Annotated in this window: 23 protein-coding genes, 1 tRNA gene and 1 rRNA gene; 11 read left to right on the forward strand and 14 right to left on the reverse strand. The window is 65.5% G+C overall.

The genetic code is table 11. From position 1 onward, the window contains the following. Positions 1–107 precede the first annotated feature (107 nt). A tRNA-Ala gene (locus tag ACSFC7_RS02120) sits at positions 108–179 on the reverse strand. Positions 180–329: 150 nt separating this feature from the next. Next, a 16S ribosomal RNA gene (locus ACSFC7_RS02125) occupies positions 330–1803 on the reverse strand. Positions 1804–2764: 961 nt separating this feature from the next. Here ACSFC7_RS02125 and ACSFC7_RS02130 point away from each other — a divergent pair. Together ACSFC7_RS02130 and ACSFC7_RS02135 are read left to right on the forward strand one after the other, a co-directional pair. Beyond that, positions 2765–3142 carry a helix-turn-helix domain-containing protein gene (locus ACSFC7_RS02130; protein ID WP_436346118.1) on the forward strand — a complete coding sequence of 126 codons (378 nt, stop codon included), beginning with the start codon at positions 2765–2767 and terminating at the stop codon, positions 3140–3142. Next, positions 3139–3432 (forward strand): DUF7521 family protein, encoded by a 294-nt coding sequence (locus ACSFC7_RS02135; RefSeq protein ID WP_436346119.1) that lies wholly within the window; start codon positions 3139–3141, stop codon positions 3430–3432. The genes ACSFC7_RS02130 and ACSFC7_RS02135 overlap by 4 nt, the downstream gene beginning before the upstream one ends. 35 nt (positions 3433–3467) lie before the next feature. Here ACSFC7_RS02135 and ACSFC7_RS02140 read toward each other — a convergent pair whose 3' ends face one another. The 6 genes from ACSFC7_RS02140 to lipA all read right to left on the reverse strand — a co-directional run bounded on the left by ACSFC7_RS02140 (position 3468) and on the right by lipA (position 11859). Further along, entirely contained in the window at positions 3468–4616 is a 1149-nt protein-coding gene (locus tag ACSFC7_RS02140) for a multicopper oxidase domain-containing protein (RefSeq protein ID WP_436346120.1), read from the reverse strand. A 571-nt stretch (positions 4617–5187) separates the two neighbouring features. Next, positions 5188–6687, reverse strand: coding sequence for a dihydrolipoyl dehydrogenase family protein (locus ACSFC7_RS02145; RefSeq protein ID WP_436346121.1), 1500 nt, complete (start codon positions 6685–6687; stop codon positions 5188–5190). A gap of 77 nt (positions 6688–6764) precedes the next feature. After that, a complete protein-coding gene (locus ACSFC7_RS02150) occupies positions 6765–8477 on the reverse strand; it encodes a 2-oxo acid dehydrogenase subunit E2 (RefSeq protein ID WP_436346122.1) in 1713 nt (570 codons plus the stop codon). A gap of 1 nt (position 8478) precedes the next feature. Then, a complete protein-coding gene (locus ACSFC7_RS02155) occupies positions 8479–9501 on the reverse strand; it encodes an alpha-ketoacid dehydrogenase subunit beta (protein WP_436346123.1) in 1023 nt (340 codons plus the stop codon). A gap of 4 nt (positions 9502–9505) precedes the next feature. Then, complete coding sequence (gene pdhA / locus ACSFC7_RS02160) at positions 9506–10612, reverse strand: pyruvate dehydrogenase (acetyl-transferring) E1 component subunit alpha (RefSeq protein WP_436346124.1); 1107 nt, start codon at positions 10610–10612, stop codon at positions 9506–9508. Positions 10613–10887: 275 nt separating this feature from the next. Continuing rightward, a complete protein-coding gene (gene lipA / locus ACSFC7_RS02165) occupies positions 10888–11859 on the reverse strand; it encodes a lipoyl synthase (RefSeq protein WP_436346125.1) in 972 nt (323 codons plus the stop codon). A 253-nt stretch (positions 11860–12112) separates the two neighbouring features. On the opposite strand from lipA, the gene ACSFC7_RS02170 reads away from it, so the two are divergent. The 5 genes from ACSFC7_RS02170 to ACSFC7_RS02190 all read left to right on the forward strand — a co-directional run bounded on the left by ACSFC7_RS02170 (position 12113) and on the right by ACSFC7_RS02190 (position 16729). Further along, positions 12113–12628 (forward strand): PH domain-containing protein, encoded by a 516-nt coding sequence (locus ACSFC7_RS02170; protein ID WP_436346126.1) that lies wholly within the window; start codon positions 12113–12115, stop codon positions 12626–12628. Between the two features lie 171 nt (positions 12629–12799). Beyond that, the gene (locus ACSFC7_RS02175; protein WP_436346127.1) at positions 12800–13090 is read left to right on the forward strand and encodes a hypothetical protein; all 291 of its coding nucleotides are present in this window, start codon (positions 12800–12802) and stop codon (positions 13088–13090) included. 144 nt (positions 13091–13234) lie between these two features. Next, the gene (locus ACSFC7_RS02180; RefSeq protein ID WP_436346128.1) at positions 13235–13834 is read left to right on the forward strand and encodes a hypothetical protein; all 600 of its coding nucleotides are present in this window, start codon (positions 13235–13237) and stop codon (positions 13832–13834) included. 86 nt (positions 13835–13920) lie between these two features. Then, positions 13921–16338 (forward strand): DEAD/DEAH box helicase, encoded by a 2418-nt coding sequence (locus ACSFC7_RS02185; protein ID WP_436346129.1) that lies wholly within the window; start codon positions 13921–13923, stop codon positions 16336–16338. 79 nt (positions 16339–16417) lie between these two features. Further along, positions 16418–16729 carry a bacteriophage holin gene (locus tag ACSFC7_RS02190; protein ID WP_436346130.1) on the forward strand — a complete coding sequence of 104 codons (312 nt, stop codon included), beginning with the start codon at positions 16418–16420 and terminating at the stop codon, positions 16727–16729. A 24-nt stretch (positions 16730–16753) separates the two neighbouring features. Here the strand turns inward: ACSFC7_RS02190 and ACSFC7_RS02195 are convergent, their stop codons facing one another. The 3 genes from ACSFC7_RS02195 to ACSFC7_RS02205 form a co-directional block, all read right to left on the reverse strand. Continuing rightward, positions 16754–17404 carry an HAD family hydrolase gene (locus tag ACSFC7_RS02195; RefSeq protein ID WP_436346131.1) on the reverse strand — a complete coding sequence of 217 codons (651 nt, stop codon included), beginning with the start codon at positions 17402–17404 and terminating at the stop codon, positions 16754–16756. A 420-nt stretch (positions 17405–17824) separates the two neighbouring features. Beyond that, positions 17825–18418 (reverse strand): DJ-1/PfpI family protein, encoded by a 594-nt coding sequence (locus tag ACSFC7_RS02200; protein WP_436346132.1) that lies wholly within the window; start codon positions 18416–18418, stop codon positions 17825–17827. Between the two features lie 87 nt (positions 18419–18505). After that, on the reverse strand, positions 18506–19387 hold the full coding sequence (locus tag ACSFC7_RS02205) for an inositol monophosphatase family protein (protein WP_436346133.1): 882 nt from the start codon (positions 19385–19387) through the stop codon (positions 18506–18508). Positions 19388–19498: 111 nt separating this feature from the next. On the opposite strand from ACSFC7_RS02205, the gene ACSFC7_RS02210 reads away from it, so the two are divergent. Continuing rightward, positions 19499–19807, forward strand: a complete 309-nt coding sequence (locus ACSFC7_RS02210) for a MazG nucleotide pyrophosphohydrolase domain-containing protein (RefSeq protein ID WP_436346134.1) — start codon at positions 19499–19501, stop codon at positions 19805–19807. A gap of 226 nt (positions 19808–20033) precedes the next feature. On the opposite strand, the gene ACSFC7_RS02215 is transcribed toward ACSFC7_RS02210, so the two are convergent. The 3 genes from ACSFC7_RS02215 to ACSFC7_RS02225 all read right to left on the reverse strand — a co-directional run bounded on the left by ACSFC7_RS02215 (position 20034) and on the right by ACSFC7_RS02225 (position 22702). Next, positions 20034–21209 (reverse strand): HD domain-containing protein, encoded by a 1176-nt coding sequence (locus tag ACSFC7_RS02215; RefSeq protein WP_436346135.1) that lies wholly within the window; start codon positions 21207–21209, stop codon positions 20034–20036. A gap of 123 nt (positions 21210–21332) precedes the next feature. After that, positions 21333–21860, reverse strand: coding sequence for an AAA family ATPase (locus ACSFC7_RS02220; protein ID WP_436346136.1), 528 nt, complete (start codon positions 21858–21860; stop codon positions 21333–21335). 125 nt (positions 21861–21985) lie between these two features. Then, complete coding sequence (locus tag ACSFC7_RS02225) at positions 21986–22702, reverse strand: hypothetical protein (RefSeq protein WP_436346137.1); 717 nt, start codon at positions 22700–22702, stop codon at positions 21986–21988. 223 nt (positions 22703–22925) lie between these two features. On the opposite strand from ACSFC7_RS02225, the gene ACSFC7_RS02230 reads away from it, so the two are divergent. From ACSFC7_RS02230 to endA, 3 genes are all read left to right on the forward strand, one after another. Beyond that, positions 22926–23528, forward strand: a complete 603-nt coding sequence (locus ACSFC7_RS02230; RefSeq protein ID WP_436346138.1) for a TlpA family protein disulfide reductase — start codon at positions 22926–22928, stop codon at positions 23526–23528. Positions 23529–23576: 48 nt separating this feature from the next. Beyond that, complete coding sequence (locus ACSFC7_RS02235) at positions 23577–24353, forward strand: DUF91 domain-containing protein (RefSeq protein ID WP_436346139.1); 777 nt, start codon at positions 23577–23579, stop codon at positions 24351–24353. A 350-nt stretch (positions 24354–24703) separates the two neighbouring features. Then, positions 24704–25768 carry a tRNA-intron lyase gene (gene endA / locus ACSFC7_RS02240; RefSeq protein WP_436346140.1) on the forward strand — a complete coding sequence of 355 codons (1065 nt, stop codon included), beginning with the start codon at positions 24704–24706 and terminating at the stop codon, positions 25766–25768. The last annotated feature ends 72 nt before the right edge of the window (positions 25769–25840 follow it).

Below are 25840 nucleotides of genomic sequence, written 5' to 3' on the forward strand. Positions count from 1 at the left end.
TGACCCTTCCCAGCCCCGTTTACACGGGCTGGTGCATCGGTTTCGTTCGGATTAGACCAGAATCGTTTGCCCCACTTAAGGGGCACGATTCGATCCGCACCGAGTGATGGACCCACAGGGATTCGAACCCTGGGCATCCTCCTTGCAAAGGAGGCACTCTACCACTGAGCTATGGGCCCACGTCCACAGATGTGGACACGAGACGACAGTGTTAGCCTTGGTAGTTCTAAGGTGCCCGATCGGCCAGCGGTTGGGTCGATCGAACGTGGAGTGCGTGGCGCGTAGCGCCACGCGAAGGTGGGCCGGGGCGGCGCCCCGGTCCCGGTCTGTGGAGGTGATCCAGCCGCAGATTCCCCTACGGCTACCTTGTTACGACTTAAGCCCCCTTGCGAAGCCCAGATTCGACCTGGGAATCCAGGCCTCATCCGGACCTCACTCGGGTGCTTTGACGGGCGGTGTGTGCAAGGAGCAGGGACGTATTCACCGCGCCCTTCTGAGGCGCGATTACTACCGAATCCAGCTTCATGAGGGCGAGTTTCAGCCCTCAATCCGAACTACGACCACGTTTCGGAGATTAGCGTCCCCTCTCGGGGTTGCATCCCACTGTCGTGGCCATTGTAGCCCGCGTGTCGCCCAGCACATTCGGGGCATACTGACCTACCGTTGCCCGTTCCTTCCTCCAGTTTGGCACTGGCAGTCCTCTTAATGTACCCAGCCACCACAAGGGTGCTGCTGGCAATTAAGGGTGCGGGTCTCGCTCGTTGCCTGACTTAACAGGACGCCTCACGGTACGAGCTGACGGCGGCCATGCACCTCCTCTCAATGGCTCAGGTAAGCTCATCACACTGACCGTCACTGCACATTGTCGATGCTGGTGAGATGTCCGGCGTTGAGTCCAATTAAACCGCAGGCTCCTCCGGTTGTAGTGCTCCCCCGCCAATTCCTTTAAGTTTCATCCTTGCGGACGTACTTCCCAGGCGGTCTGCTTCTCGGCTTCCCTACGACACACCACAGGCTCGTAGCCTGTGGCACATCTAGCAGACATCGTTTACAGCTCGGACTACCCGGGTATCTAATCCGGTTCGTGACCCGAGCTTTCGTCCCTCACCGTCGGATCCGTCTTTCCAGAGCGCTTTCGCCACCGGCGGTCCGTCCAGGATTACAGGATTTCACTCCTACCCCGGACGTACCCTCTGGATCTTCCGGTCCCAAGCCAATCAGTTTCCACCGGACGCCTGCGCGTTAGGCACGCAGATTTCCCGATGGACTTGACTGGCCAGCTACGGACGCTTTAGGCCCAATAATAGCGGTCATCACTCGTGCTGCCGGTATTACCGCGGCGGCTGGCACCGGTCTTGCCCAGCACTTATTCCACTACCACCTTACGGTAGTGAAAAGCGAGGACTATATGCCCTCGCACTCGGAGTCCCCTTATCGCACTGGCGTGCAGTGTAAAGGTTTCGCGCCTGCTGCGCCCCGTAGGGCCCGGTATCTTGTCTCAGATACCGTCTCCGGGCTCTTGCTCTCACAACCCGTACCGATTATCGGCACGGTGGGCCGTTACCCCACCGTCTACCTAATCGGCCGCAGCCACATCCTATGGCGCCGGGGCATTTCGCACTCGAGCCAGTTCCAGGCATCGAGTGGTATTCCAGATTAGCCTCAGTTTCCCGAGGTTATCTGGATCCATAGGGTAGTTTGGCCACGTGTTACTGAGCTATTTGCTACGAGTCTGAACTCGTGCAACTAGCATGGCTAAATCGGACTCCAATAGCAATGACCTCCGGCAGGATCAACCGGAATGCTATCTAACTCCCAACCGTCTGGTTGGGAGGGTTCATTTGGCGGTGAATGTCGTATTCTTGTACACACTCACACATAAATGGGTCCACGTTCGGTGACCACGGACCGACGACCGGTCGAGCGTCACCGAACTACCAAGGCTAACATCAGATCCCATCTGTACGGCGGACCGCAGGGGTAGGATCCTCATTTCCTTCGGATCTATTCCTAGGTCGTCCGGGGTACATAACCCCTTCGAACCCTGTTGATCCGAGATGGCGGAGCGAGTTGAACGCCCCGTCGATCACATATTCTTTTGCAATCCATCCGAGTGCCCTCGTACACTTAAGGGCGTCGGATCGCAGGTCGCCAGAAACCGCATCCGGCGAGTCGGTTGCGATCCGATCTGAACGCCCAGCCACGTATAAGGGCAACGGATTGTCGCGACCGGCGAAGCCGGCCACGAGCACATCACGTTTGGAACGCCCGGATACGCATAAGGCCATCGGATCGAACCGACGACCTGTACGAGAGTGGATGGAGTGTCTGCCTCCGCGCCGGGTCACGGCCGGAGGGAACGTGGCGGCGTGCGCCACGTCGTTCGCATTAGTATCGAATGCCGGGTTGCTATATAAGGCCGTCGAACGATCCGAGCATCGGAACCCGCTACCATGGCACGGTTTTCCACCAGACAGTCACTTCGAGTACACTACTAACAATAGCGGGCGCTCGAGACCCAACTGCTCACACTGATCGGCTATAGAATATCACGCGGGCGGAGGTCGGCCGGTCATTCCACCCTTGCAGGCGCGGTCGGGCCGAATGAGACCCGCGTGAATCGTAGTCGAGCGTGCACGCGCAAGAACCTGTCGTGATTCGAGCGTTCGTCACCGGGGGACCGAACGCGTTCGGACGTTACAGAGACGCGAGCGAGCGAATGCATCGATGCCGATAAACCACGTGCCTCGTAAGAGGTAGACGAATGGTCCGGGACCCGATCGCTTCGGAGTCAACGCCGTCAGCGGAAGAGATCTGCTCCGCGCTCGACGACCCCGACTGCCGAGAGATCATCCGGAATCTCGAGGAACCCATGACGGCTTCTGAGCTAACGAAACGGTGTGAGATCCCACAGTCGACGCTGTATCGAAAGCTCGAACTGTTGACCGACTCGACGCTGCTCGAGGAATCGACCGAGATTCGCCAGGACGGTCACCACGCGAGCAAGTACGCGGTCGCGTTCGACGAGATCACGCTCGGGTTGGACGAGGATCGGACGCTCGCAGTACAGATAGAGCGACCGGCCCGGACGGCGGACGAACGGCTGGCCGAGCTGTGGTCGGAGGTGCGAAAGGAGACATGAGTACGTACACCGGCGCGACCGAAATCGCACTCGCGCTCGCGGTCGTCAAGACGCTCGTCCTCGTCGTCGGAACTGGTATCACCTACTTCGCGTTCAAAGCGTATCGACGGACCCGACAGCGTGCACTCGGTATGCTCGCCTGTGGCTTCGGTCTCGTGACGCTCGGACTCGTCCTCGCGGGAATGCTCTACGAACTCCTCAACGTCCAACTGGCGTTGGGTATTTTGCTCGAGAGTCTGCTCGTTCTGGCCGGCTTCGTGGTGATCGCGTACTCGCTGTACGTCCAGTAGAATCAGTGAATGCCGTAGAACGAGAGCGGGAGCGATTAGCCCTCGTAGCCGGCGTCGTCCATGACTTCTGCGAACTCCTCGGAGTCCATGGCCTCCTCGTAGACGATAGCGGTTGCCATCCCGCCTGGGTAGTGGCCGTCGGTGGTGACGTGATCAACCTTGTGACAGTGGACCGGGTAGATTCCGGGGTCGGAGTCGGCTTCGAACTCGAGGGTGAGTCGTTCGGCAGGAGCGATCGGAACGACGTCCTCCTCGTACTGGGCGGCCTCGGGGATCGGGCTCCCCTCTTCTTCGACGACCGTGAAGCGGTGGCCGTGCGTGTGGAACGCGTGGGTCTCGTAGCCCGCGTTAACGACGTGCACTCGAACGGTCTCGCCCCGTGAAAGCACGAGCGGTGAGCCGAGTTCTGGGTGGAACGTCGTCGGAGCGCTCCGACCGTTGACCGTGTAGAAGTTCGGTGTCCGGTCGCTGATATCGTACTCGGCGTCACCGCCCGCCGTCTGTTCGTGGAGTCGGCTGTCCCACTCCCGGAGCGTCAGGAAGTACTCGCGGTCGGGTGCCTCGTATCCTTCGGGATCGACGCGGATGATGCCGTACATCCCCATGTCGAGGTGGTTGTGCGTCTGATAGTGGCAGTGATAGAAGTGCGTCCCGGGGACATCGCCCTCGAGGACGTACGTCTTGCTATCGCCGGCGTCGACTTTCGTTCGCGTGGAAACGGGCGCGCCGTCGTCCTTCCACGACTTGCCGACCGCGTGGACGTGGACGGTGTGTGGGCGGTCGTGATCGTTTTCGAACGTGAGTTCGAACGTCTCACCTTCCTGCATGCGGTAGATCGGTCCCGGCACGCTGGGTGGGAGGTCGTCGGCCTGCCAGGCCCACACTTCGGGTAGTTCCACCGGGCCACCGTTCGCCTCGTCGGTGACGATCTGGTGTCGAGCGGAGACGGTTCGCAGCGTCGACTCGTGATTCTGTTCGGCGAGGTCGACGACCTGGGGCGGTTCGGTGTACTCGTAGTCGGTCAGCGGTTCGTCGGCTTCGGTCTCGTCGGCCTCGTCATCGTTACTATCGGTATCGTCGCCTGAGAGCGCAGACATACAGCCGGCGAGCGCACCGAGTGCGCCCGTTCCGGCGATCGAAAGGACGGTCCGACGTCGAATATCGGAAGATGTGGTGGGCGTCATAGTCACACCTGATAGTTGGGACCGGGTAATGAAGGGGTGAACGGTACTTCCCATCGATCGGGAAGTACTCGGTCGGTGTGCGGGTTTTGAGACCGTGTGTAGGTGAACGGAAGGTGGACACCGACGACCCGAGCCGGTCGAGTAGCGACGCGCAAATTGTAGGTCGAGTGCGCGTTCTTCGACTCCCGGGAACTCCAACGTATCGGACGAGATCGCGGGTAACGGCCGAGTCCGAAGCCCATCCAGACAACAAAGAAGCCGAGCGCGAGCAACGGCAGTCCGCCCACTGTCGACAGGAGTTGCTCCCGGGAACGGCATCATCGGAGTCGACCATCCCGGCGTCCCGTGCGAGTCCCAGGTGCGGGGCCACGATGGCGAGCAGTCCACCAAGGACGAGGATGGGGCCGGAGACGAGCGGATACGGGTGGACGTCCACGCAGTGATCGATGGTGCAGCGTCTCGCTGAGCGTCGTCACGAGTGCGAGCGGTCAGGAACTGACCGCTTCGAGGGGCACCTCCTATCGAGTTCTTCGTACGGACGGCCACAGGTTCGGACCGACCGGGTACGAGGTCACCGATTCAGCGTGTGGATCGCGTGGCCGAGGGCGTTCTCGGCGGCCTCCATCACCGACTCCGAGAGCGTCGGGTGGGCGTGGACCGTCGAGGCGACATCCTCGAGGGTCGCGCCCAACTCGATCGCGAGCCCGAGTTCGGCTACCAGTTCGGAGGCCTCGGGGCCAACGATCGACGCACCGAGGACGTACCCCTCGTCTTCCTCGGCGACGATCTTGACGAAGCCGTCCGAGTCGCCGGTGGTCAACGCGCGGCCGCTGGCCCGGAACGGGAACTGGCCGACGACCGTCTCGAAGCCGGCCTCCTCGGCCTCCGATTCCGTCATTCCGACGGTCGCGATCTCGGGGTCCGTGAAGACGACGGCCGGCATGGCCTGGTAGTCGATCGCGGACGGTTCGCCGGCGATCACTTCGGCGGCGACCTGTCCCTCCATGCTGCCCTTGTGGGCGAGCATCGGCTCGCCGGCGACGTCGCCGACCGCGAAGATGTGGTCGACGTTCGTGCGTGCGCGCGAATCAGTTTCGATGAAGCCGCGCTCGTCGGTCTCGACGCCGGCCGCCTCGAGGTCGAGCGTGTCGGAGACGGGGCTGCGGCCGACGGCCACGAGCACCTTCTCGACGTCGAGTTCGAGGCGTTCATCTTCGACGGTCTCGGAATCGCCGGTCGAACCTTCCGAGGCGGCGTGCGCCTCGCTCCCGCCGTCGGCGGCCGTCCGTTCGGCGGGTTCGGCGATAACGCGAATGCCCCCGTCGGGTTCGTACCACTCCGAGGCGGTGTAGCCGAACTCGAAGTCGATACCCAGATCGTTCGCTCGCTGTTTGACGGGTCGTTTGAGGTCGTCGTCGTAGCCCGGCAGGATCGAGTCGAGCATCTCGATCACCGTCACGTCGGTCCCCAGTTTGGCGAAGACGCTGGCCAGTTCCATTCCGATGTACCCCGCGCCCACGACGACCATCGAGTCGGGGATGGAGTCCAGCGCGAGCGCCTGTCGCGAGTTCAGGACCGGATCGTCGTCGAACGAGAAGTCCGGAATCGAGATGGGACGAGAGCCGGTCGCGACGATCGCGTGTTCGAACTCGAGGCTCTCGGAGCCCTGTCCCTCGCCGCTGTGAGAGATGCGAACGCTGTTCTCGTCGGTGAACGTCGCCGTCCCCTCGAGCAAGTTGACCTGATTCGCCTTGCAGAGTTTCTCGACGCCGCTGGTGAGTTGGTCGACGACGCCGTCTTTCCACGCGACCATCCCGGAGAGGTCGACGGCGGGGTCGGCGTGAATCCCCATCTCCTCGGCGTTGGCGGCGTCGTTGGCGACGTCGGTCGCCGTGATCAGGGCCTTCGACGGAATACAGCCGTGGTTCAGACAGGTGCCCCCGTAGGCCTCCTTTTCGACGAGCGTGACGTCCAGATCGAGCTGGCCGGCCCGGATCGCGGCCACGTAGCCGGCGGGGCCGGCGCCGATAATCAGCACGTCCGTCCCGGTGGTGACGTCTCCGACGACCATCAGTTCGTTCCCTCCCTCGTGTGTGGTGTTGCGGTGTGCATAGTGGATAGTGGTAGTTGCTGGTAGGATGCCCTACGCTACTCGAGCAGTAGTAGGTGTGGATTCTCGAGGTACTCCATCACCGTGTTCGTGAACTGGGCGCCGATCGCGCCGTCGATCAGTCGGTGATCGAACGACAGCGACAGCGTCAGCACGGAGCGCGGTTCGACCGACTCCTCGCCCGTCTCCTCGTCGACGACGACGCGCGGTTTGCGCTTGATCTCGCCGAGCGCGAGAATGCCCGCCTCCGGATAGTTGATGATCGGGGTGGCGTACTCGCCGCCGATCCCGCCGACGTTGGTGATCGTGAACGTCGAGCCGCGCAGTTCGTCGGGGCTGATCGTGCGTTCGCGGGCCTTCTGGACGACCTCGTTCATCTCCGAGGAGAGCTGCAGGAGTCCCTTCCGGTCCGCGTCGTCGACGACCGGCACCATCAGGCCGACGTCGGTCGCCGTGGCGACGCCGAGGTTGTAGTAGTCGCGGTAGACGATCTCCTCGTTCTCCTCGTCGATGACCGCGTTCATTTCGGGGTACTCCTGTAACGCCGCCACGACGGCCTTCATGACGAACGGCATGTAGGTCAGCCGAATGCCGCGATCCTCGGCGCGGGGTTTGAGTTCCTCGCGGGCCTCGACGAGTTCCGTCACGTCGACCTCGTCGTGGTGGGTGACGTGGGGCGCGCTGTACTTCGACTCGACCATGGCGTCCGCGATCGTCTTGCGGACGCCCGTGAACGGTTCGCGGCGCTCGCGCTCGCCCTCGGCAAACTCGGTTCCCTTCGAACCGACGGACTCGCCGGCCTCGATCGCTTCTCTATCGGCCTCCTGGGCCCGCCGTTGGGCGTCGGCGTACTCCCGAACCGCCTCGGGCGTCACGAACGCCTCGCCCTCGCGTTCCTCGTCCGTCGGGACGGCGTCGATGTCGATGCCCTCCTCCTGGGCGATCCGTCGGGTCGCGGGCGCAGCGAGGGTCGTGTCGCGGTCGGCGGACTCGATGTTCGCCGGTGGCTCGTTCGACGGTCGAGTCTGGGACTGGGTCCGACTCGAGGCCGCGGCTGCCGTCCCGTCGCCGGGTTCGGTGTCGCTCGAGTCGTCGTCCGCCGCCGCGGTCGATTCGTCCGCGGTCGCTTCGACGGACTCCTGCGTCTGCACCTGTCCGTCGCCTGCGGGACCGCCGCCAGCGGCGGCCTGCACGTCCGCCGCGGTGATCCGGCCGCCGGGACCGCTGCCCCGGATCCGCGTGAGGTCGATCCCTTCCTCGCGGGCCATCCGTCTCACGCGCGGGGGCGCGAAGACGCGATCCTGCGGCGTCGCGGCCTCGTCCGCCTCGGCACCGATCGCACCGGGGCTGCCGGCGGGCTCGCCGTCTTCGGCCTCGACCTCGGCTGTCTCGTCCGGTGAGTCGACGCCTTCGGGTTCGCTCGCTCGCTCCTGTTGCTCGTCAGTCGTCGTCTCGCTCTTGCTCGCGGTTTCACCGCTCGCTTCCGAGGCGCGTGGCGCCTCGCCCTCCTCTCCCTCGACGTTGAACGAGATGATCACCGTCCCGACCGGGACGACCTCGCCCGCCTCGACGTGTAACTCGCGGACCGTCCCGTTGACCGGCGAGGGAACCTCGACGAGTGCCTTGTCGGTCTCGACCTCCGCGACCGGCTGATCTTCGGAGACCTCGTCGCCCTCCTCGACCAGCCACGAGACCAGTTCGCCCTCTGCGACCCCCTCGCCGACGTCCGGAAGTTCGAACTCTCTGACCATCTCAGAACCCCATCGCGTCTCGAATACCGTCCTCGATTCGTGCCGGTTCGGGCAGGTAGTAATCCTCGAGCGCGTACAGCGGGAACGGCGTATCGAAGCCCGTGATGCGCTCCACCGGGGCCTCCTGATACAGGAGGGCTTGCTCCTGTAAGGTCGCGGTGATCTCGGCCCCGAGACCGCCCGTTTTGGGCGCCTCGTGGACGACCGCGGCGCGGCCCGTCTTCTTGAACGACTCGACGATGGTCTCCTCGTCGAGCGGAGAGACGGTCCGCAGGTCGACGACCTCGACGTCGATCTCGCCCTCGAGATTGTCCGCGGCCTCGATCGTCGGTCGGGTCATCGCACCCCACGTGTAGACCGAGATGTCGCTGCCCTCGCGGCGGACGGCCGCCTCGCCGATCGGCACCTCGTAGGAGTCCGTGGGAACGTCTCCGCGGAACGCCCGGTAGATGAGTTTCGGCTCGAGGAAGAGTACCGGATCCGGGTCGCGAATCGCGCTGATGAGCAAGCCCTTGGTGTCGTAGGGCGTCGAGGGGATGACGACTTTGAGCCCGGGCTGGTGGACGAACATCGCCTCCGTCGACTCGGAGTGGTGTTCGGGTGCACGGATGCCGCCGCCGTAGGGCGCTCGAATGACCATCGGACACGTGTATCGTCCGCGCGAGCGCGTCCGCAAGCGCGCGGCGTGGGAGACGATCTGGTCGAACGCGGGGTAGATGAATCCCAGGAACTGCATCTCGGGAACGGGGCGCATCCCGTAGGCGGCCATGCCGATGGCCGTCCCGACGATCCCCGACTCCGCGAGCGGGGTGTCGATGACTCGATTCTCGCCGAACTCGTCGTACAGCCCCTCCGTCGCGCGGAAGACGCCGCCGTTCTTCCCGACGTCCTCGCCTATGACGACGACGTCGTCGTCGCGTTCCATCTCGGTGTGCAAGCCGTCTCGAACCGCCTGCACCAGCGTGAGGCTCTCCGATGCTCCGTCCGCGTCTACGTCCGTATCTGTCTCTGTCTCTGCAGCCATGATATCACTCCAGGAGCGCGTCGTCGCCGTGTCGTTCGCGAATCGATTCGAAGTACTCGAGTTGGCGCTGTAACCGCTTGGGCATCCCCTCGTAGACGTGCGCGAAGATCTCCTCGGGATCGGGTCGGGCGATCGACTCCGCGGTGTCGATCGCGTCGGCCACGTCCGCCTGAATCTCCGATTCGATCTCCTCGACGCGTTCGTCGTCGAGGATCCCCTCGTTCCGGAGGTAGGTCTCGAGGCGCGGGATCGGGTCCTTCTGCTTCCAGCGTTCGACCTCGTCGTCGTCGCGGTAGACGGACGGATCGTCCGCGGTGGTGTGGGCGCCGAACCGGTACTGGACCGCCTCGATGAGCGTCGGCCGGAGTTCACCCTTGCCCGGGTTCTTGGCCTTCTCGATGGCCTCGCGGGTGACTTTGTACACCGCGAGCGGATCCATCCCGTCGACCTGGACGCCCTCGAAGCCGTAGGCTTCGGCCTTCTGTGCTAAGGTGTCGCTGGCCGTCTGGCGCTCTCGAGGGACCGAGATCGCCCACTGGTTGTTGTTACAGAAGAAGACGTTCGGCGTATCGAAGACGCCGGCGAAGTTGAGCCCCTCGTGGAAGTCGCCCTCGCTCGTCGCGCCGTCGCCGAAGTAACAGAGGAACGCCTTCTCCTCGCCCTTGAGCTTCGAGGCCCAGGCGGCCCCCGTCGCGTGGGGGATCTGGGTCGCGATGGGCACGGCGACCGTGAAGATGTTGGCGTCGTCGGGGATCTGGTTGCCCTGCTCGTGACCCATCCAGTAGAGTAACGTTCGCTCCAGCGTCATTCCTCGGACCAGCGCAGTGCCGTGTTCGCGGTAACTGGGGAACACCCAGTCTTCCTCTTCGAGCGCGTAGGCGCTGCCGATCTGCGCGCCCTCCTGGCCCGATAGCGGCGGATACGTTCCCATTCGCCCCTGTCGCTGGAGGCTCACCGCCCGCTCGTCGAAGTGGCGAATCAGCCGCATCTGTTCGTACATCTGGACGAGTTCCTCGGCGCTCAGGTCGGGCACCTCGGCGCCCTCGAGGACCCGACCGGCTTCGTCGAGTACCTGTATTCGGTCCCGGGGACTGCGCTGTATCGTACTCACGGGTAAACCCACCTGTACATACCCTAGGGAACTATCGCTCGGGATAAAGGAGTTTCCCAAAAAAGTTTACTATGCGAGAGATTCTTGCCAACCACGCACAGAAATATCGGTTACTTTCCACCAGATCCGGATGGGGTTGTTCAGATATGGATATTACAAATCATTCGTCTAATTTTGGATCGAGGGGAGAGCGAAGACTGGACAAAGCGGGAGTTTAATAGGAAGTGATACGTTGACAAGCGCCACAGCGGTCGCAACGAGGCGCCGTCTCTCACTCAGGACCCGGTTCGCTCGGTCTGCCGTACGCTCGAGTCGCGCGCGTCGGCTCTCGCTTCCTCGACGCTCTTGCCCTCCCGAAGCACGGCGTCGACGAACAGTTCGCCGGCCTTGTACGACGAGCGCACCATCGGACCGCTGGCGCAGTAGAGGAACCCCAACTCGTCCTCGGCGACCCGCCGCCAGGTCTCGTACTTGTCCGGGTGGTCGTAGCGTCGCACCTCGAGGTGATCCCGCGAGGGCCGCAGATACTGTCCCAGCGTCACGATGTCGACCCCGCGCTCGCGCAGGTCCGCCATCGTCTGGTAGACCTCGTGGTCGTACTCGCCGTGACCGAGCATGATCGAGGTTTTGGTGTAGATGTCGGACTCGCGGTCGACCTGCTCGAGAACGCCGAGGCTCTGTTCGTATCCCGCTCGTCGATCCCGGACGGGAAACTGCAGGCGTTCGACGGTCTCGACGTTGTGAGCGATCACGTCCGGATCGGCGTCGATGATCTTCCGGACGAGCCGTTCTTCGCCCTGAAAGTCGGGAATGAGGACTTCCACGAGGATGCCCGGATGTCGGTCCTTGATCTCGCGAATCGTCTCCGCGAAGTGACCCGCGCCCTGATCCGGCAGGTCGTCCCGGTCGACGCTCGTCAGGACGACGTAGTCCAGTCCGATCTCGGCGACCGCGTCGGCGACGTTTTCGGGTTCGTCGGGATCGAGCGGTTCCATCCCGCCGGTCTCGACGTCACAGAAGTTACAGGCCCGAGAACAGCGATCGCCCATCAGCATGAACGTCGCCGTCCCGCCTTCGCCCTCGCCGGTTCCGGCGCCGCCGGACCAACACTCGCCCAGATTCGGGCAGTTGGCTTCCTCGCAGACGGTGTGTAAGTTGCGCTCGCGCAGCGTCTCCCGGATGTCCGTGAACTCCCGGCCCGACGGCGGCCGCATCTTCAGCCAGTCGGGCTTGCGTGCGCTGCTCATACCCCGACAAGGGGACGCGCGGTGAAAAACCGTGGTGGTTTCGGAGATCAGTTGCCGCGGTGATTCCGGGGGTCGATTCGAGAACGTTCACGTATCCGCGACTGATCGATCGATTCGGCGACGTTCGGTACCCGTGATCCGCGAATCCGACGGCTCTCGAAAACGCTCGAACGCGTGTCTCTCCGGATTTCGTGAGGGTAAGCGGTACGTACCCCCGATAGCTTTACCAGAGTGAGTGAAATAGCCACGATCGATGGCCTTCAGCACGACTCCCGACTGGTTCCACATCAGCGACGACGACGACGTCGTCTGGGAGAGCCGTCCCCACCCGATCACGATGGGTGCGGGGCTCCCGGTCGGAGTCGTCCTCGCACTGCTCGGACTCGTCCTCACCGGCTGGACCGCGAGCGGCGGCGCCGGGTTTCTGACGATTCTCGGCGTGCTCCTCCTGATAGGGGGGATCGCGCTGGCGGGCGCCCGCTATCTCGTCTGGACGAACACCCGCTACGTGATCACCACCTCGGAGCTGTACAAGAAACACGGCGTGATCTCGAGGGACGTCACCCAGTTTCGTCTCGACCGCGTCCAGAACATCAGCCTCAGTCAGGATATAACCGGCCGCGCGCTCGGCTACGGCGATCTGACCGTCTACACCGCCGGCTCCGGTGACCCGGAACTCGTCTTCGAGCGCGTGCCCGAACCCGAACGCGCCTCGAGCCTGTTGAGCGACCAACTCGAGATGACGTCGACCGACGAGTCGGTCGTCTGAACCGGTGACCGATCGTCGGTATTCCGGGGGAGAACCGCGAATACGAGCGCGAGCGAGCGGAAAAACGCCGTCGGACGTGTTCGGCCGGACGAAACTATCGGTACCAGTTACATTCGTTATAGCCGAAAGTTATATCTGGGGTTCATTGGTATCTCGAACAGGTATACACCGATGGCAGAAGCAACCGCAGCAGCAACTACGAACGACGAAGAGACGAACGAAATCCTCGCGGCGCTCATTTCGTTTCTCATTCCCGGCGTCGGGCAAATTTACAACGGACAGACCACTCGCGGACTCGCCTTCCTCGGCATCTACGTCGCGTTCTGGGTGTTCACGGTGATCATGATGTTCCTGCTCGTCGGATTCATCATTATGTTCATGGCGCCGCTGATTCACATCGCCGCCGCGGCCGACGCCTACATCCAGGCGGGGAAAATCAACACCGGTGAAGTGAAACTGTAGGCCGACCGGAACGGGACGACCGAATCGACGCCTTTTGCGTGTGACCGGAGTCACGAAGTGGACGACGAACAGTCGACGGGCACCGATTCCTCTCGAGTCGAACCACAAAGCCCATTAGATCAACCCGCTTCCGGGGTCGATACAATGGCGTCACGACTGGCGACGGCCAACGACGGCCCGGTATCGCGCGGTTCGAGCGTCGCGGCGAGTGCGGGACTCGGCGTCCTGGCCGCCGCGATCGGCTACCTCGTGACGTACGTGCTGATCGTCGACGAGGTCCGCGACGTCTTCGGCGGTGACGTCGCCGACTGGAAGGGTGTCGCCTGGTACTTCTACAACGCGCATCTGGTCGACGTGGAGACCACCGGCTCGTTCGGCTCGTTCGGCGGCTCGAGCACCGTCGACTTCATCGCCGAGTCCGGCTCGACGAGCGCGACGCTGCTGTACGTCGTCCCGCCGCTCGTCTTGCTCGGAACGGGAGCCGTGCTGGTCCGACGGTGGAACGTCGCCGATATCGGCGAGGCCGTCACCGTCGGCGCGCCGGTAACCGTCGGCTACGCGGTCGTGGTGGGCCTCGGTGCGCTCGTCGCCGAGTCCAGTTCCGAGGGATCGGTCTTCGGCATCGAAGCGAGCGGCTCGGTCGCACCGGAACTTCTGCCCGCGATCGTTCTCGGTGGTATCTTCTACCCGCTGGTGTTCGCCACTGCGGGCGCCGTGCTCGCGACCGCGTTCGACTCCCGGTGAAGGCGAAACGGCAGTCGTCCCGTCGCCACTCCCGAATCGCGCCTCGAAGGAAACGCCTTTGACCCGTCACTCCCCGTTTGAGGGTGATGGAGGTCGCCGAGGTTCTCCCCGATTTCGCGGACGCCTTTGCCTTCGAGGAGTTCAACCGAATGCAACGCGAGGCACTGCCAGGACTGCTCGAGTCCGACGAGAACGTGGTCGCGAGCGCGCCGACGGCCTCGGGCAAGACCGCGCTCGCGGAACTGGCGATCTGTAAGGCGCTCGCCGACGGCGGGACCGCGCTGTTTATCGCGCCGCTGCGAGCGCTGACGAACGAGAAAGAAGACGACTGGGACCGATTCGAGGAACTCGACTACTCGGTGTACGTCGTCACCGGCGAGCGGGACCTGAACCCGCGGCGCGCGCGGCGCGCGGACATCCTCGTGATGACGCCCGAGAAACTCGACTCGGCGACCCGCAAACACGACTCCCGACGCTACGACTTCGTCACCGACATCGACGTCTGCGTCATCGACGAGGTCCACCTGCTCGACGCGGATCGACGGGGCTCGGTGCTCGAGGTCACGATCTCTCGGCTCCGGCGGCTCTGTGACCCCCGCGTCGTCGCCCTCTCGGCGACGATGCCGAACGTCGACGACGTGGCGGCGTGGCTCGACGCGCCCGGCGAGACCACCTTCGAGTTCGACGAGAGCTATCGGCCCGTCGACCTCAAATCGGGTGTCAAGACCTACACGCACGGCGAGAACTCCTTCGCGGACAAGTACCGACGCCTCTACCGGGCGATCGACCTCGCGGAGCCACACCTCCGGGAGGACGGCCAGTCGCTCGTCTTCGTCTCCTCCCGACAGGACACCGTGCAAGCGGCCAAGAAGGCTCGAGACGAGATCGCCGAACGCGACATCCCGATGGGCGCCCGCGGCGACTACGACTTTCACACCGATTCGAAGGAACTCGAGAACGACACCCTCCGAAACTCCGTGCTGGACGGCGTCGCCTTCCACCACGCGGGTCTCTCGAAGAACGACCGCGACCTCGTCGAGGAGTGGTTCAAGGCGGGCCACGTCGAACTGCTGTTTTCGACCTCGACGCTGGCCTGGGGCGTCAACCTCCCCGCCCGCTGCGTCGTGATCCGGGACACGAAAATCCACGACCCGCTCGAGGGCGAGGTCGACATGAGCCCCCTCGACGTCCTCCAGATGCTCGGCCGCGCGGGTCGGCCGGGCTACGACGACGTCGGCTACGGCTGGGTCGTCTGCGACGCCGCGGACGCGGACAAGTACCGGCGGCTGCTCCGGGACGGGAAGGAGATCGAGTCCCGCCTTGCGGAGACACTGGAAACCCACCTCAACGCCGAGATCGCGATGGGAACGATCACCGATCTCAGCGAAGTGATGGACTGGCTTGAGACCACCTTCTACTACGTTCGCGGCCAGTCGAAACCCGAGGAGTACGACTTTCCAAACCTCAAACGACGCGTCAAGGACTGCCTCGACGATCTGGTCGAACGGAACTTCGTCGAACTCGGCGACTCCGCGAACCTCTCGATCGAGGCGACGCCGCGGGGCGTGCTGGCCTCGAAGTACTACCTGCGCCTCGGGACGGCAGCGACGTTCGCAGCCCTGTGCGACCGGGTGGCCGACGAGGGAGCCGAACTCGAGCCCGACGATATCCTCGAGGCGGTCGCGACCGCCGAGGAGTTCGACTCGGTCTCGGCCCGCCAGTCCGAGCGCGACGCGGTCAACGCGGTGCTCGTCGGCCGGGAGACGGACGACCTCGAGGCGGGCCAGCGGAAGGTGCTCGCGATCCTTCGGGGTGCGGCGGACGGCTCGACGCCGACGGAGCTTTCGAGCGACGCGTGGGTGATCCGTCGCAACGCGACGCGGCTCATCTCGGCGCTGGGGGCGTTCCTCGACCGACTCGCGGGACCGCACGCGGCCAACCTCGCCCGACGGGTCGAGGCCCGGATCGAGAACGGCGTCGCCGAGGACGCGGTCGGCCTGACCGCTATCGACGGCGTCGGGCCGGGACGCGCAAGCAAGCTGGCGACGGAGGGGCTGTCGACGCCCGGCGATATCGTGGACGCGGGACTCGACGGACTGGTCTCGGCCGACCTCTCGGAGGGCGTCGCCGAGCGCGTCTACGAGGGCGCGCAGTCGCTTCCCGCGATCGAGATCGACTGGGGCGAGTTCCCCGAGACCATCGCGACGGGCGAGAACGAGGTCCGCGAGGTGACGATCCGCAACGTCGGCGAACCCGCCCGGGCCGGCATTCGGGTGACCGTGAACGACCGCGGGAGCGAAGCTCCCGCGAGCCAATCGGGAACTGACGTTCCCGATGACGGCGTCGAGATGACCAGCACGAGCACCTACCTGCGCGACGAGGACACCGTCCCCGTCGGCGTCTTCGGGGCCGACGCGGACGACCTCGAGTACACGGTCAGCGTCGTCTTTCCGGAAGCGCCGTTGCTGCCGATCCGAGACCGGCGGATCGTCGACGTCGTCTGAGCGGACGGCGAGCGAACGGTTTCGATCCCGGAACTCGCGCGTCGCCCTTCTTTCAGTGACGCGGCGAGAGTGTACGGTGATGCGATCACAGAACCAGCCGCGGGATCCGGCACCGGTGATGGAGTCGATGGACGATCACGGCGACCGACTCGATCCGGTCGCGTTCGGGCTCTCCCTCGGAACGACGATGGCGGCCAGCATCGCCCTCATCGGTACGCTCTCGCGACTCGGCGTGGCCGAACGATGGCGCGCGCTGTTCGCAGATATGTACCCCGGCTTCGAGGGGGACGAGGGCGGCACGATCGCCGGAATCGCGTGGGGAGCCGCCGACGGCTTCGTCTTCGGCGTCGTCGTCGGCCGGCTCTACAACGCGTTCCGGCGGGCCTACTGATCGATTTCGGCGGAAAACGGTCAGTTACGCGGCCAACTCGAGCACCGTCTCTCGAATCCCGGCAGCCGAATCGACGACCTCGTCCGCCGGCGAGTAATCGATGTCCCCGTGGGCGTCGATCCGGTAGGCAATAACGGTCGTCTCGGCTCGAGACGCCGCCTCGATGCCGTTTTCTGAGTCCTCGACGACGGCGCACTCCTCGGCCGGGACGCCGACCTCGTCGGCCGCGTACTCGAAGACGTCGGGTTCCGGCTTGCTCGCCGCGTCGATGTCGTCGGCGCTGATCACGTGGTCGAACCCATCCTCGAGGTCGAAGCGATCGGTGACCCAACTGATCCACTCGTGCGGAGACGAGGAGACGAGTGCGGTGGGGACGTCGTTTTCGTTCAACTGCTCGAGTACGTCGTGGGTCCCGTCGAGGAGGTCGACGCGCTCGGTGTAGATTTCCTCGGCAGCGGCGGAGAATCGGTCGACCCACTCCTCGCGGGAGATGGCGGTTCCGTACTCGGCCTCGAGGTAGTCGTAGATCTCGCGGAAGTTCATCCCGCTCGTCTCGGCGAGATCGACGTCGTCGTCGGGAACGGCGTCGGGAAAGAGGTCCTCGCGCTCGAACTCGACCCAGTAGTCCTCGCTGTTGACGAGGACGCCGTCCATGTCGAACAGCACTGCGCTCATGTGGGCCGGCTACCCGGGCGCCACGGATAGCCGTTTGGCAAGGAGCAACCAATCAGACTCGGATTCGCGATGTTGACCGCTGCCGAACTGATTATGAACACCACGAAAGCCCCTGTCACGCTCGACCCTCCGGGCCTCGTTGCGCGCGCTCCCTTTGGTCGCGTGCTTACGTCGTCCGGGAGGGATCGAGCGTGACAGCCCCTTTCATTCCCACCCGCGGTGGCTCGACCGGCCAGCCGGCACGGGTGGGAATGAAAGGGGCTGCCGCTATCGAGGAAGGCCGACGACGCAAGCACCGCAAGCCCAAGGCTGAGGAGCACAGCGAGTCGCCCGACTCGATAGCGGCAGGGGCTTTCGTGGTGTTGCGGTCCGCTATGCACACAGAGTGCAGATTGAGAACGGGAGCTGGGCAGAAAACGACTAGCCGAACACTTCGCCGCGCTCGTACTCCATCTCCTCGCTCACCGTGCTCGCGACGTCCTCGCCGAACTCGCGCTCGACGAGCCACAGCGCCAGATCCAGCCCCGACGTGACGCCGCCCGCGGTCAGCACGTCGCCGTCGTCGACGACCCGCTCGTCGACCACGTTCGCCGCGTGGGCCTCGAGGTCATCCTCCGCGACCGGGTGGGTCGCCGCGGGCCGGCCCTCGAGCAGGTCCGCTTCGGCGAGCACCATCGCGCCGGTACAGACCGAGGCGACCGTCGAACCCGCGGTGTACCGCTCGTCGACGGCGCCGGGCAGTTCGCCGTCCTCGACGGCCGCCCGAACGCCCTCGTTGGCCGTCGTCCAGCCGCCGCCGGGGACGATCAGGATGTCCGGCTGGCCCAGCGTCCCCTGGGACTCGACGCGCAGGTCGTGACTGGCGGTCACGATGTCGGTCTCCTCGAGGGTCACCAGATTCGTCTCGAGGTCGGCGCCGGCCTGGGCGGCGTTCTCGAGCACTTCGTAGGGACCGATCGCGTCCAGTTCGTCGAAGCCTTCGAACAACACGATTTCGGCGGTAGTGTCGGCCATATCGCGACCATCGCTCCCGCGTGTGAAACGTGTTGTGCCGGAATTCGCAGGACGTCGAGGAGGCCTCTAGAGGGGCGAGAACGGCCGCTAGACGTTCGTCTCGGCGATTTCGAGGAGCGCGTCGAACAGCGCCTCGTTCGCGGCGCCGACGAACCACTCCGCGCCGTCGCCCGCGAGGTCGCTGTCATGCTCGCCATCGGCTCCGGTCTGGCACCCGCTGGCCGCAGTGCGGAGCCCGCTCTCGGCCGCGAACAGCTCCCCCAGGAGCTGTTCCTCCGCGTCCGGCCGGTAGCAGACGATGCCGTCCAGCCGACCGCGGGCGAGCAGCCCCCAGTGGACCGTCGGCGACCAGCTCTCGAGACGGCGCTTGCAGCGATCCTCGAGCGCCCGATTGATCGACTCGGAGACGGCCGCCTGTTCGGGCCGGCGTTTCACGTCGTGGCCGATCACCGAGACCGCGGTCGCCGTCTCCGGGCTGGCGTCGCTGGCCGCGCTGATCGGCTGACCGTTATGTCGGACGCCGCCGCCTCGAGCGGCGACGTAGAGGTCGTCGAGCAGCGGCACGTAGACGACACCGAGGACGGGCCGTGCGTCCTCGAGTCCGGATCCCGAGTCGCCACCCTCGAGTCCGGTCCTCGAGCCATCACCCTCGAGCACCGTTACCGCCGTCGCGAACGACGGGAGTCCCGACTCGAAGTTGTTCGTCCCGTCCAGCGGATCCACGAGCCAAGTGTACTCGCCCGCCCCCTCGTGGCGGCCCGACTCCTCCGCGACGATGGGGTGGTCGGGGAACGCGGCGCGGATCACCTCGAGAATCCGGCGCTCCGCCTCCGTATCCGCGCTGGATTTCACGTCGTGGACGCCCGCGTCGACATCCGTATCCTCCGCGCGGTAGGCCTCGCGCAGATACGCGCCGCCGACCGTACAGGCCTCGATCGCGGTTCGCTCGAGTTCGTGGACGCTCGTCATGGAACTCGAGTACGGCTGACCCTCACTTGAACGTTATTTCCTACCGACTGGTTCGCGGGTAGCGCAACCGAATTTCGATCGGTTCTTGAGGGCGGTCCCAGACGTGACCGTATGGACGACCAGCAGCAAGCCGTGGCCGCGTTCGTGGACGAATACGACCTCGAGGCGCCACCCGAATTTCGCCTGCTCGACCTCGTCTCGGAGGTCGGCGAACTCGGGAAGGACGCGAACACGTCGACCGGCTATGGTGCTGTACCCGAGGATCTGGAACTCGCAACCGACGAGATCGGCGACGTGCTCTTCGCCCTGCTTGCGCTCGCCGATTCGCTCGAGGTCGACGCCGGGGACGCGCTCGAGGAGGCGATGGAGAAATACGAGCGGCGGTTGGGGGATCGGGAGACGCCCGGTTCAGGTGAATAGATCGAATACGCGCTCGCACCGGACTCGTTTGTGAGACGAGCGTCCTGCTCGCGTGGACACGAGGGATCGCCACGCCCTCCCCAGCCGATTCGTTCGCTCGCAGACTCGCTCACTCATCCCTCGCACGTCTTTGGACCACAGCTCGCTATTCGCTCACCGTGGCACAGCGCGCGCCACTGCACGTAGTTCGACTAATCTTGAGGAAGGCACGGACATCGAACACCCGTTATGGCACGACGTCGGCCTCAACCTCGAGCACGTCTGAAGCTGCGTCCTGCACCGACTCGAGGACGTCCGGCCGCGCGTAGACCCCCAGCCGCCAGATTTCGCGGGCGCAGGCGTCCAGCCCGGCGACCAGCGACGAGCGCTCCTCGAGCCGCCGCAGGTCGCCGTCCGCGACGATGCGGGCCCTGGATTCGGGCGAACTGGGCTCGGCGGGGCTGTCGACGACGACGGCCGCGGGATCGACGTCGGCGACGGCGGCGATTTCGCGCTCGAGGTCGCGCGTGCGGTCGTACTCGAGGCCGACGAAGCGGTCGGGCACGTCGTCGCGACGCGCCCAGATCGCCCGCTTGTAGAGCCGCCGTTCGCGCAGGCGGGTCGCGACGTCGGCCGTCGGTGCGTGGTCCTCGAGCGTGGCGAGCAGTTCCGCGTCGGTCAGCCGGGCGAATCGGTCGGCGTCGACGGCGCCGTCCGAGAGGAGCCGTTCGCTCGCGCGGTCGAGCATCGCGCCCGCGATCCGCGACACGTGGTGGCGGTAGACGGTCGCGTTCATCAGCGTCCGGGCGATCAGCGCGCTCTCCGCGGTCGCGACGTCGCTCGCCTCGAGGGCGAGTTCGCCGTCGACGATCCGCAGCGAGTAGAGCAGGCGCGCGTGGTCGATCGTGCCGTAGGGGACGCCGGTGTGGTGGGCGTCCCGGACGAGGTAGTCCAGTCGGTCGACGTCCAGCGGGCCGGAGACGAGTTCCCCGAGCGGGCCGCGACCGTCGACGGTCGCCGCGACGGCTGCGGGGTCGAGTCCTCGGGCCTCGAGCACGTCCCCGAGGTCGCTGTCGGCGAGCAGCCACCCGATCTCGTCGTGGTGGCGACCGAGGTGGCGCTCGATGGCGGCTTCGGTCTGGTGACCGAAGGGGCCGTGACCGACGTCGTGGACCAGCGCCGCGGCGCGCAGCCGGTCGGCGAGGTCGGCCTCGAGGTCGAGCCGGTCGACCGCGCGCGAGGCGAGGTGGTAGACGCCGAGACTGTGTTCGAAGCGGGTGTGGTTCGCGGAGGGGTAGACGAGCTGGACGGTGCTCAACTGTCTAACCGACCGCAGCCGCTGCATCGCCGCCGTGTCGAGCAGCGCCTCCGCGGTCGCGTCGAGTTCGATGTAGTCGTGAACGGTGTCCTTGATCGTCGTCATCGGATATGTAGCCTCTCGAGAGGGTAGCGTCTTAGCCGCCGCGGTTCCGGTTGCGGGGATCTGCTGCTGGTTGCGTGCTCGTACCGCGGCCACGCGCTCGTACTGCCTGCGACGGACTCGTACTCACCGAGTCGACCGTTCGCGGGGCGCGGACAACACGAGTCGGTCGAGTTGGGCTTGTGTCTCCTCGACCGACCCCGAGTTGTCGATGACGACGTGATCTCGGTCGATCGGGTCGAACGAGTCGCGTAACTGCAGGTGCTGTTCGAACTCGGCGTCGCTGATCGAGTCCGTGCGGTTTTCGAGTCGATCCTCGACGACCTCGAGCGCACAGGTCACGTGGACGAACCGGACGTCCGCGTCAGCCTCGCGAGCGGCCGCTGCCGCCTGCTCGCGGCGGGCGTTCGTGCGAAACGTCGCGTCGAGGACGACGTTCGAGTCGGCCTCGAGGTCGGTACGCGCCCGCTCGAGGAGTTCGGCGTACGTCGCGTCGCTCTCGGCGGTCGAGTAGGTCGGGTCGGGGAACAGCGTCTTCCGAATTTCGTCGCTGCGGTACCGCGTCGCCGGGAGTCGATCCGCGGTGTAGCCGGAGGCCATCGACTTGCCGACGCCGGGCAGCCCGCAGTAGACGAGGAGCGTTGGACGAGCCACGCCGCATACTCCGCAGGAGGGATACTAAATCCGAACGGTTTGTGGGACGCGTCGTGATCGAGATGGGTGCGATCTTCTGATCGTCTCGAATCCCTCGCAGTCGCCTCGATTCGAGCGACGCGGACTCACTCGTAACCCAACTCGCGAGCCCGCCGGAGGAACAGTTCGTCGTCGTCGACCCCTGGATCTCGCTCCAGATCGGCGGACTCGTACTCGAGAGCCGGTTTCTCGTGTCCGCTGTCGGGGAAATGGACGGCCAGTTCGTACCGCCCGACGTCGCCGTCGGCGGCGTCGACCAGTCGCTCGTCCGCGCTCGAGAGAGCGATATCGAACGCCTCCCGGACCACCGTGGCGAGTTCGGCTTCGGCGCGGGTGTAGCCGGGCAGACTCTGTTTGACCGGCGCGGGGACGTCCGCGAGGTAGGCCTCGGTGGCGTCGTGGAGCAGCCCCCAGCGGATCGCATCCGGACTACCGCCCCGAGCCTCGACCTCGTGACTGACGTGGACCGCGTGTCGGGCGACGCTGTAGAACGCCGCCCCGTGGCCCGTGAAGCGAGTGAGATTGGCGAGCGCGTGGGCGATATCCGCGAGCGAAACGTCGTCGGGATCGGCCGCGAGCGGCGTGATCGTGCCCCCGGTTCGCGTGTCGATCACGCCGTGGCCGCCGTTCGACTCGGCGAGCACCGCCTGCAGTTCGCCCGCGACGGCTTCGAATCGGGGTCGAAGTGCCGTCTCGACGTCGCCGTCGTCGGTCGCCCGGATCGTTCGTCTGAGCGTCTCGACCTCGCTCTCGAGGCGATCGAGTCGGTCCTCGAGGGCTTCGTTCTCGTCGAGAGAGTCCATACGGGTGAATTTAGAACGAGTTGACAAAAATAGTGGGTGATAGACCGGGCGACACGCCGCCGGTCGCGCGCCGAGACACGTAACGCACTGACGACGCCGCTACGCCCCAGCGCGGACGTCAACCACGACGACTCGAGCGCGAGCGGCGCAGCACGCAGGGGAAACGCACTCCCGACTCCGCGTCGTTGTCTCGCCACCCGAGCGATCCGGCCGAGGGATCGATATGAGACGACGTTCGTTCATCGCAGCGACGCCGTCAGTGGCGGTGTTGAGCGGCTGTCTCGACGATAGCGGGAGCGGATCGAACGGCGACGAAGACGCGGCAACCGAACGGGACGAACCGCCGTTCGACGTTACGACCGTCGACGCACCCGGCAGCGACGCGGGGACGGTCACCGTGCCCGCCGCGGACCAGATCCAACTGATCAACTTCACTCGAACCACGTGCCCGACCAGCCGAGCGTTCCTCGAGCGCGTCGGCGAGGCCGAGGAGCGCCTCGAGGAGTCGGTCGACGTCGGTCCCGACGGAACGGTCCACGTCCTCTCCGTCATCGACGGGAGCGCCGGAGCACAGCCCTCGGAGGCGGAACTGGCCGACTGGTGGGCCGAGCAGGACGGCGACTGGACCATCGGGATGGACGAATCGGGCGCGCTCGTCGACCACTACGAGATTTCCAGCTATCCGACGACGGTCGCCATCGACGGAGACGGTGACGTTCACTGGCGCGACGAGGGCGGGACGACGGCGAGCAACGTCGTCAGGGGCGTCGAGACGGCGCTCGAGGCCGCAGCGGAATCGGAGACTCGAGACGAGTCCAGCGGCTGATCGATCCGCGTCCTCGGTTTTATATACCAATCCGCGGCCAGACCGTCCATGATCGACGACGCGATTCGCGTGCTCGCGGGCGACTGTACCGTTATCGCCGAAGACGCTGACCGCGAGGAGTACCGCGGCCGGGTGACGACGATCGTCAAACCCGACAACACCGTTCTCGTTCACGACAGCGACGGCTACCAGCCCGTGGCGTGGCTCACTCGAGCCGACAGCGTCTCGAGCGACCGCGCAAACGACTTCACGCTCGTGGCGAAGAAGGACACTCAGACGCTGCGGATCGCCGCCCACGACCAGGACGGCTTCGCGCACTATCCGGCCTCGGCGGCCGGGACGCCCGTCGGGCGCTGCCCCGACTGTGGCGGCGCGCTCGTGCGGTCGAACGGCGTCCACTGCGTCGGCTGTGGGGACCGCTACGGGCTGCCGCGAGACGCGACGATTCGGGAGGAGCAGTGCGACTGCGACTGTGGCCTCCCGCGGATGCGCGTCGAGCGCGGGCTGGCGTTCAACGTCTGTCTCGACCGGGCCTGCGAGTCCCTCGACGCGGCGGTCCAACAGGCGTTCGACCGCGAGTGGGACTGTCCCGAACCGGACTGCGACGGCGACCTCCGGATCCTCCGACGCGGCGGGCTCATCGCCGGCTGCGAGCACTACCCCGACTGCGACACCGGCTTCGCCGTCCCCGCCGGCGTCGTCGACGGCGAGTGCGGCTGTGGGCTCCCCACCTTCGAAACCCAGAGCGGAACCCGGTGTCTCGACGCGACGTGTGAGGAAGCGTTAGAACGGCCGCTCGAGGCCGAATCAACGGCGGGGGACTAACCCCAACACCGCGCACCAAGGCGGACCCATCCACCGCACTACAGCCCCCGGCCAGCCGCTGCGGCGGGTGGGACTGAAAGGGGCTGGCGTTGAGCGGACGCTTTGCGTCCGCGATGCTCGGAAGAGCTTGCTCTTCCGTTGCGGTCGACGAACCCCGACGACGCAAGCACCGCAATCGAACGAAGTGAGATGCGGAGCGCAGGGTTGGCGCGCGAGTTCAGCGCACCAGGGGCTTTCGAGACGGTCGAATCAGTCGCAGTTACTCGAGTATCGTCCCCCGATACTCGGCACCTATTACCGACCAGGAATCGATCCGCAGCCCCTTAGTCCCGGCCGGCCGAACCCCGCGTATGACACTCGAGGGGCGGTTCGACGAGGAGGCGGGCGTCGTCCGCGTGGGGAGCGACGCGCGGCAGCGCTATCACGATTCGCGGGGGTACGGCTATCCGCTCGAGGGGAACGAAATCGCCCTCGCACCGGTCGAGGCGGCCCATCTACTCTACCGTGGCGATCTCGAGGCGGTCGTCGACGACGCGAGCGGCGAACGCCTGGACTTTCGCTCGTTCGCGGCCCGCGAACCCGGCGAGAAGTTCGGCGTCCGGTTTCTGGTCTACGCCGACCTGCGCTCGCGCGGCTTCTACCTCTCGCCGGCCGCGGAACCGTGGGTTCCCGACCCGCCCGAGGGAACGCTCGATTTCGCGGTCTTCCCCCGCGGGAAGGGACCGCGAGACGGCGAGGTCGAGTACGCGCTGCGGGTGATCGGCGAGCGAACCGACGTCCCCGCGAGCGAACTCGAGGACGGCGTCCTCGCGGTGGTCGACGAGGAGAGCGAGATCACGTACTTCGACGTCTCGCCGCGCGATCCGTCGGGGTCGTCGACCCCCGACTCCTCGTTGCCAGACGGCTGCGAGGCCGACCTGCTGGCCGACCGGGTCGTCGTCTGGGAGCCGCCGCTCGACCTCTACGAGACCACCTTCTACGGCCAGCCGCTCGAGGGCCGGGAGTACGACGAACCGACGCTCCAGTGTTCGCTGCTCGAGGCGGCCTACCTCGCCGAACGCGGGGCGATCGACCTCGATCCGGCGGCGGTCCGCGACCGGGGCCACGAGGTCGAAGGCGAGCGGTTCGCCCGACGGCTGGCGGTCTACACCGAACTGCGCGAACGCGACGTCGTCCCCAAGACGGGCTACAAGTTCGGTGCCGACTTCCGGACCTACGCCGAGGTCGAGTCCGTCGAGAATCTGGGCCACTCCGAACTGCTGATTCGGGTGCATCCCGACGGCTACGTCTTCGAACCGCGGGACCTCGCGCTCGACGTTCGCCTCGCCCACGGCGTCCGCAAGACGATAGTGTTCGCGCTGGTCGACGCAGACGAAGGGATCGACTGGTGGTCGGTCGAGCGACTGACGCCCTGACCCGAGTTGGGGTCTCGAGCGGCTCTGCGGGATCGGCCCCTCTCGGGCGACCCCCGAACGACGGTCGCGACC

It is taken from the genome of Natronorubrum halobium (assembly GCF_051351675.1).
GTDB lineage: Archaea > Halobacteriota > Halobacteria > Halobacteriales > Natrialbaceae > Natronorubrum.

Excerpts from the sequence above, each read along its gene's own strand:
- ACSFC7_RS02130 (WP_436346118.1), top strand. The coding sequence starts at position 2,765 with ATGGTCCGGGACCCGATCGCTTCGGAGTCAACGCCGTCAGCGGAAGAG.
- ACSFC7_RS02135 (WP_436346119.1), top strand. The coding sequence starts at position 3,139 with ATGAGTACGTACACCGGCGCGACCGAAATCGCACTCGCGCTCGCGGTC.
- ACSFC7_RS02140 (WP_436346120.1), bottom strand. The coding sequence starts at position 4,616 with ATGACGCCCACCACATCTTCCGATATTCGACGTCGGACCGTCCTTTCG.
- ACSFC7_RS02145 (WP_436346121.1), bottom strand. The coding sequence starts at position 6,687 with ATGGTCGTCGGAGACGTCACCACCGGGACGGACGTGCTGATTATCGGC.
- ACSFC7_RS02150 (WP_436346122.1), bottom strand. The coding sequence starts at position 8,477 with ATGGTCAGAGAGTTCGAACTTCCGGACGTCGGCGAGGGGGTCGCAGAG.
- ACSFC7_RS02155 (WP_436346123.1), bottom strand. The coding sequence starts at position 9,501 with ATGGCTGCAGAGACAGAGACAGATACGGACGTAGACGCGGACGGAGCA.
- lipA (WP_436346125.1), bottom strand. The coding sequence starts at position 11,859 with ATGAGCAGCGCACGCAAGCCCGACTGGCTGAAGATGCGGCCGCCGTCG.
- ACSFC7_RS02170 (WP_436346126.1), top strand. The coding sequence starts at position 12,113 with ATGGCCTTCAGCACGACTCCCGACTGGTTCCACATCAGCGACGACGAC.
- ACSFC7_RS02175 (WP_436346127.1), top strand. The coding sequence starts at position 12,800 with ATGGCAGAAGCAACCGCAGCAGCAACTACGAACGACGAAGAGACGAAC.
- ACSFC7_RS02180 (WP_436346128.1), top strand. The coding sequence starts at position 13,235 with ATGGCGTCACGACTGGCGACGGCCAACGACGGCCCGGTATCGCGCGGT.
- ACSFC7_RS02185 (WP_436346129.1), top strand. The coding sequence starts at position 13,921 with ATGGAGGTCGCCGAGGTTCTCCCCGATTTCGCGGACGCCTTTGCCTTC.
- ACSFC7_RS02190 (WP_436346130.1), top strand. The coding sequence starts at position 16,418 with ATGCGATCACAGAACCAGCCGCGGGATCCGGCACCGGTGATGGAGTCG.
- ACSFC7_RS02195 (WP_436346131.1), bottom strand. The coding sequence starts at position 17,404 with ATGAGCGCAGTGCTGTTCGACATGGACGGCGTCCTCGTCAACAGCGAG.
- ACSFC7_RS02200 (WP_436346132.1), bottom strand. The coding sequence starts at position 18,418 with ATGGCCGACACTACCGCCGAAATCGTGTTGTTCGAAGGCTTCGACGAA.
- ACSFC7_RS02205 (WP_436346133.1), bottom strand. The coding sequence starts at position 19,387 with ATGACGAGCGTCCACGAACTCGAGCGAACCGCGATCGAGGCCTGTACG.
- ACSFC7_RS02210 (WP_436346134.1), top strand. The coding sequence starts at position 19,499 with ATGGACGACCAGCAGCAAGCCGTGGCCGCGTTCGTGGACGAATACGAC.
- ACSFC7_RS02215 (WP_436346135.1), bottom strand. The coding sequence starts at position 21,209 with ATGACGACGATCAAGGACACCGTTCACGACTACATCGAACTCGACGCG.
- ACSFC7_RS02225 (WP_436346137.1), bottom strand. The coding sequence starts at position 22,702 with ATGGACTCTCTCGACGAGAACGAAGCCCTCGAGGACCGACTCGATCGC.
- ACSFC7_RS02230 (WP_436346138.1), top strand. The coding sequence starts at position 22,926 with ATGAGACGACGTTCGTTCATCGCAGCGACGCCGTCAGTGGCGGTGTTG.
- ACSFC7_RS02235 (WP_436346139.1), top strand. The coding sequence starts at position 23,577 with ATGATCGACGACGCGATTCGCGTGCTCGCGGGCGACTGTACCGTTATC.
- endA (WP_436346140.1), top strand. The coding sequence starts at position 24,704 with ATGACACTCGAGGGGCGGTTCGACGAGGAGGCGGGCGTCGTCCGCGTG.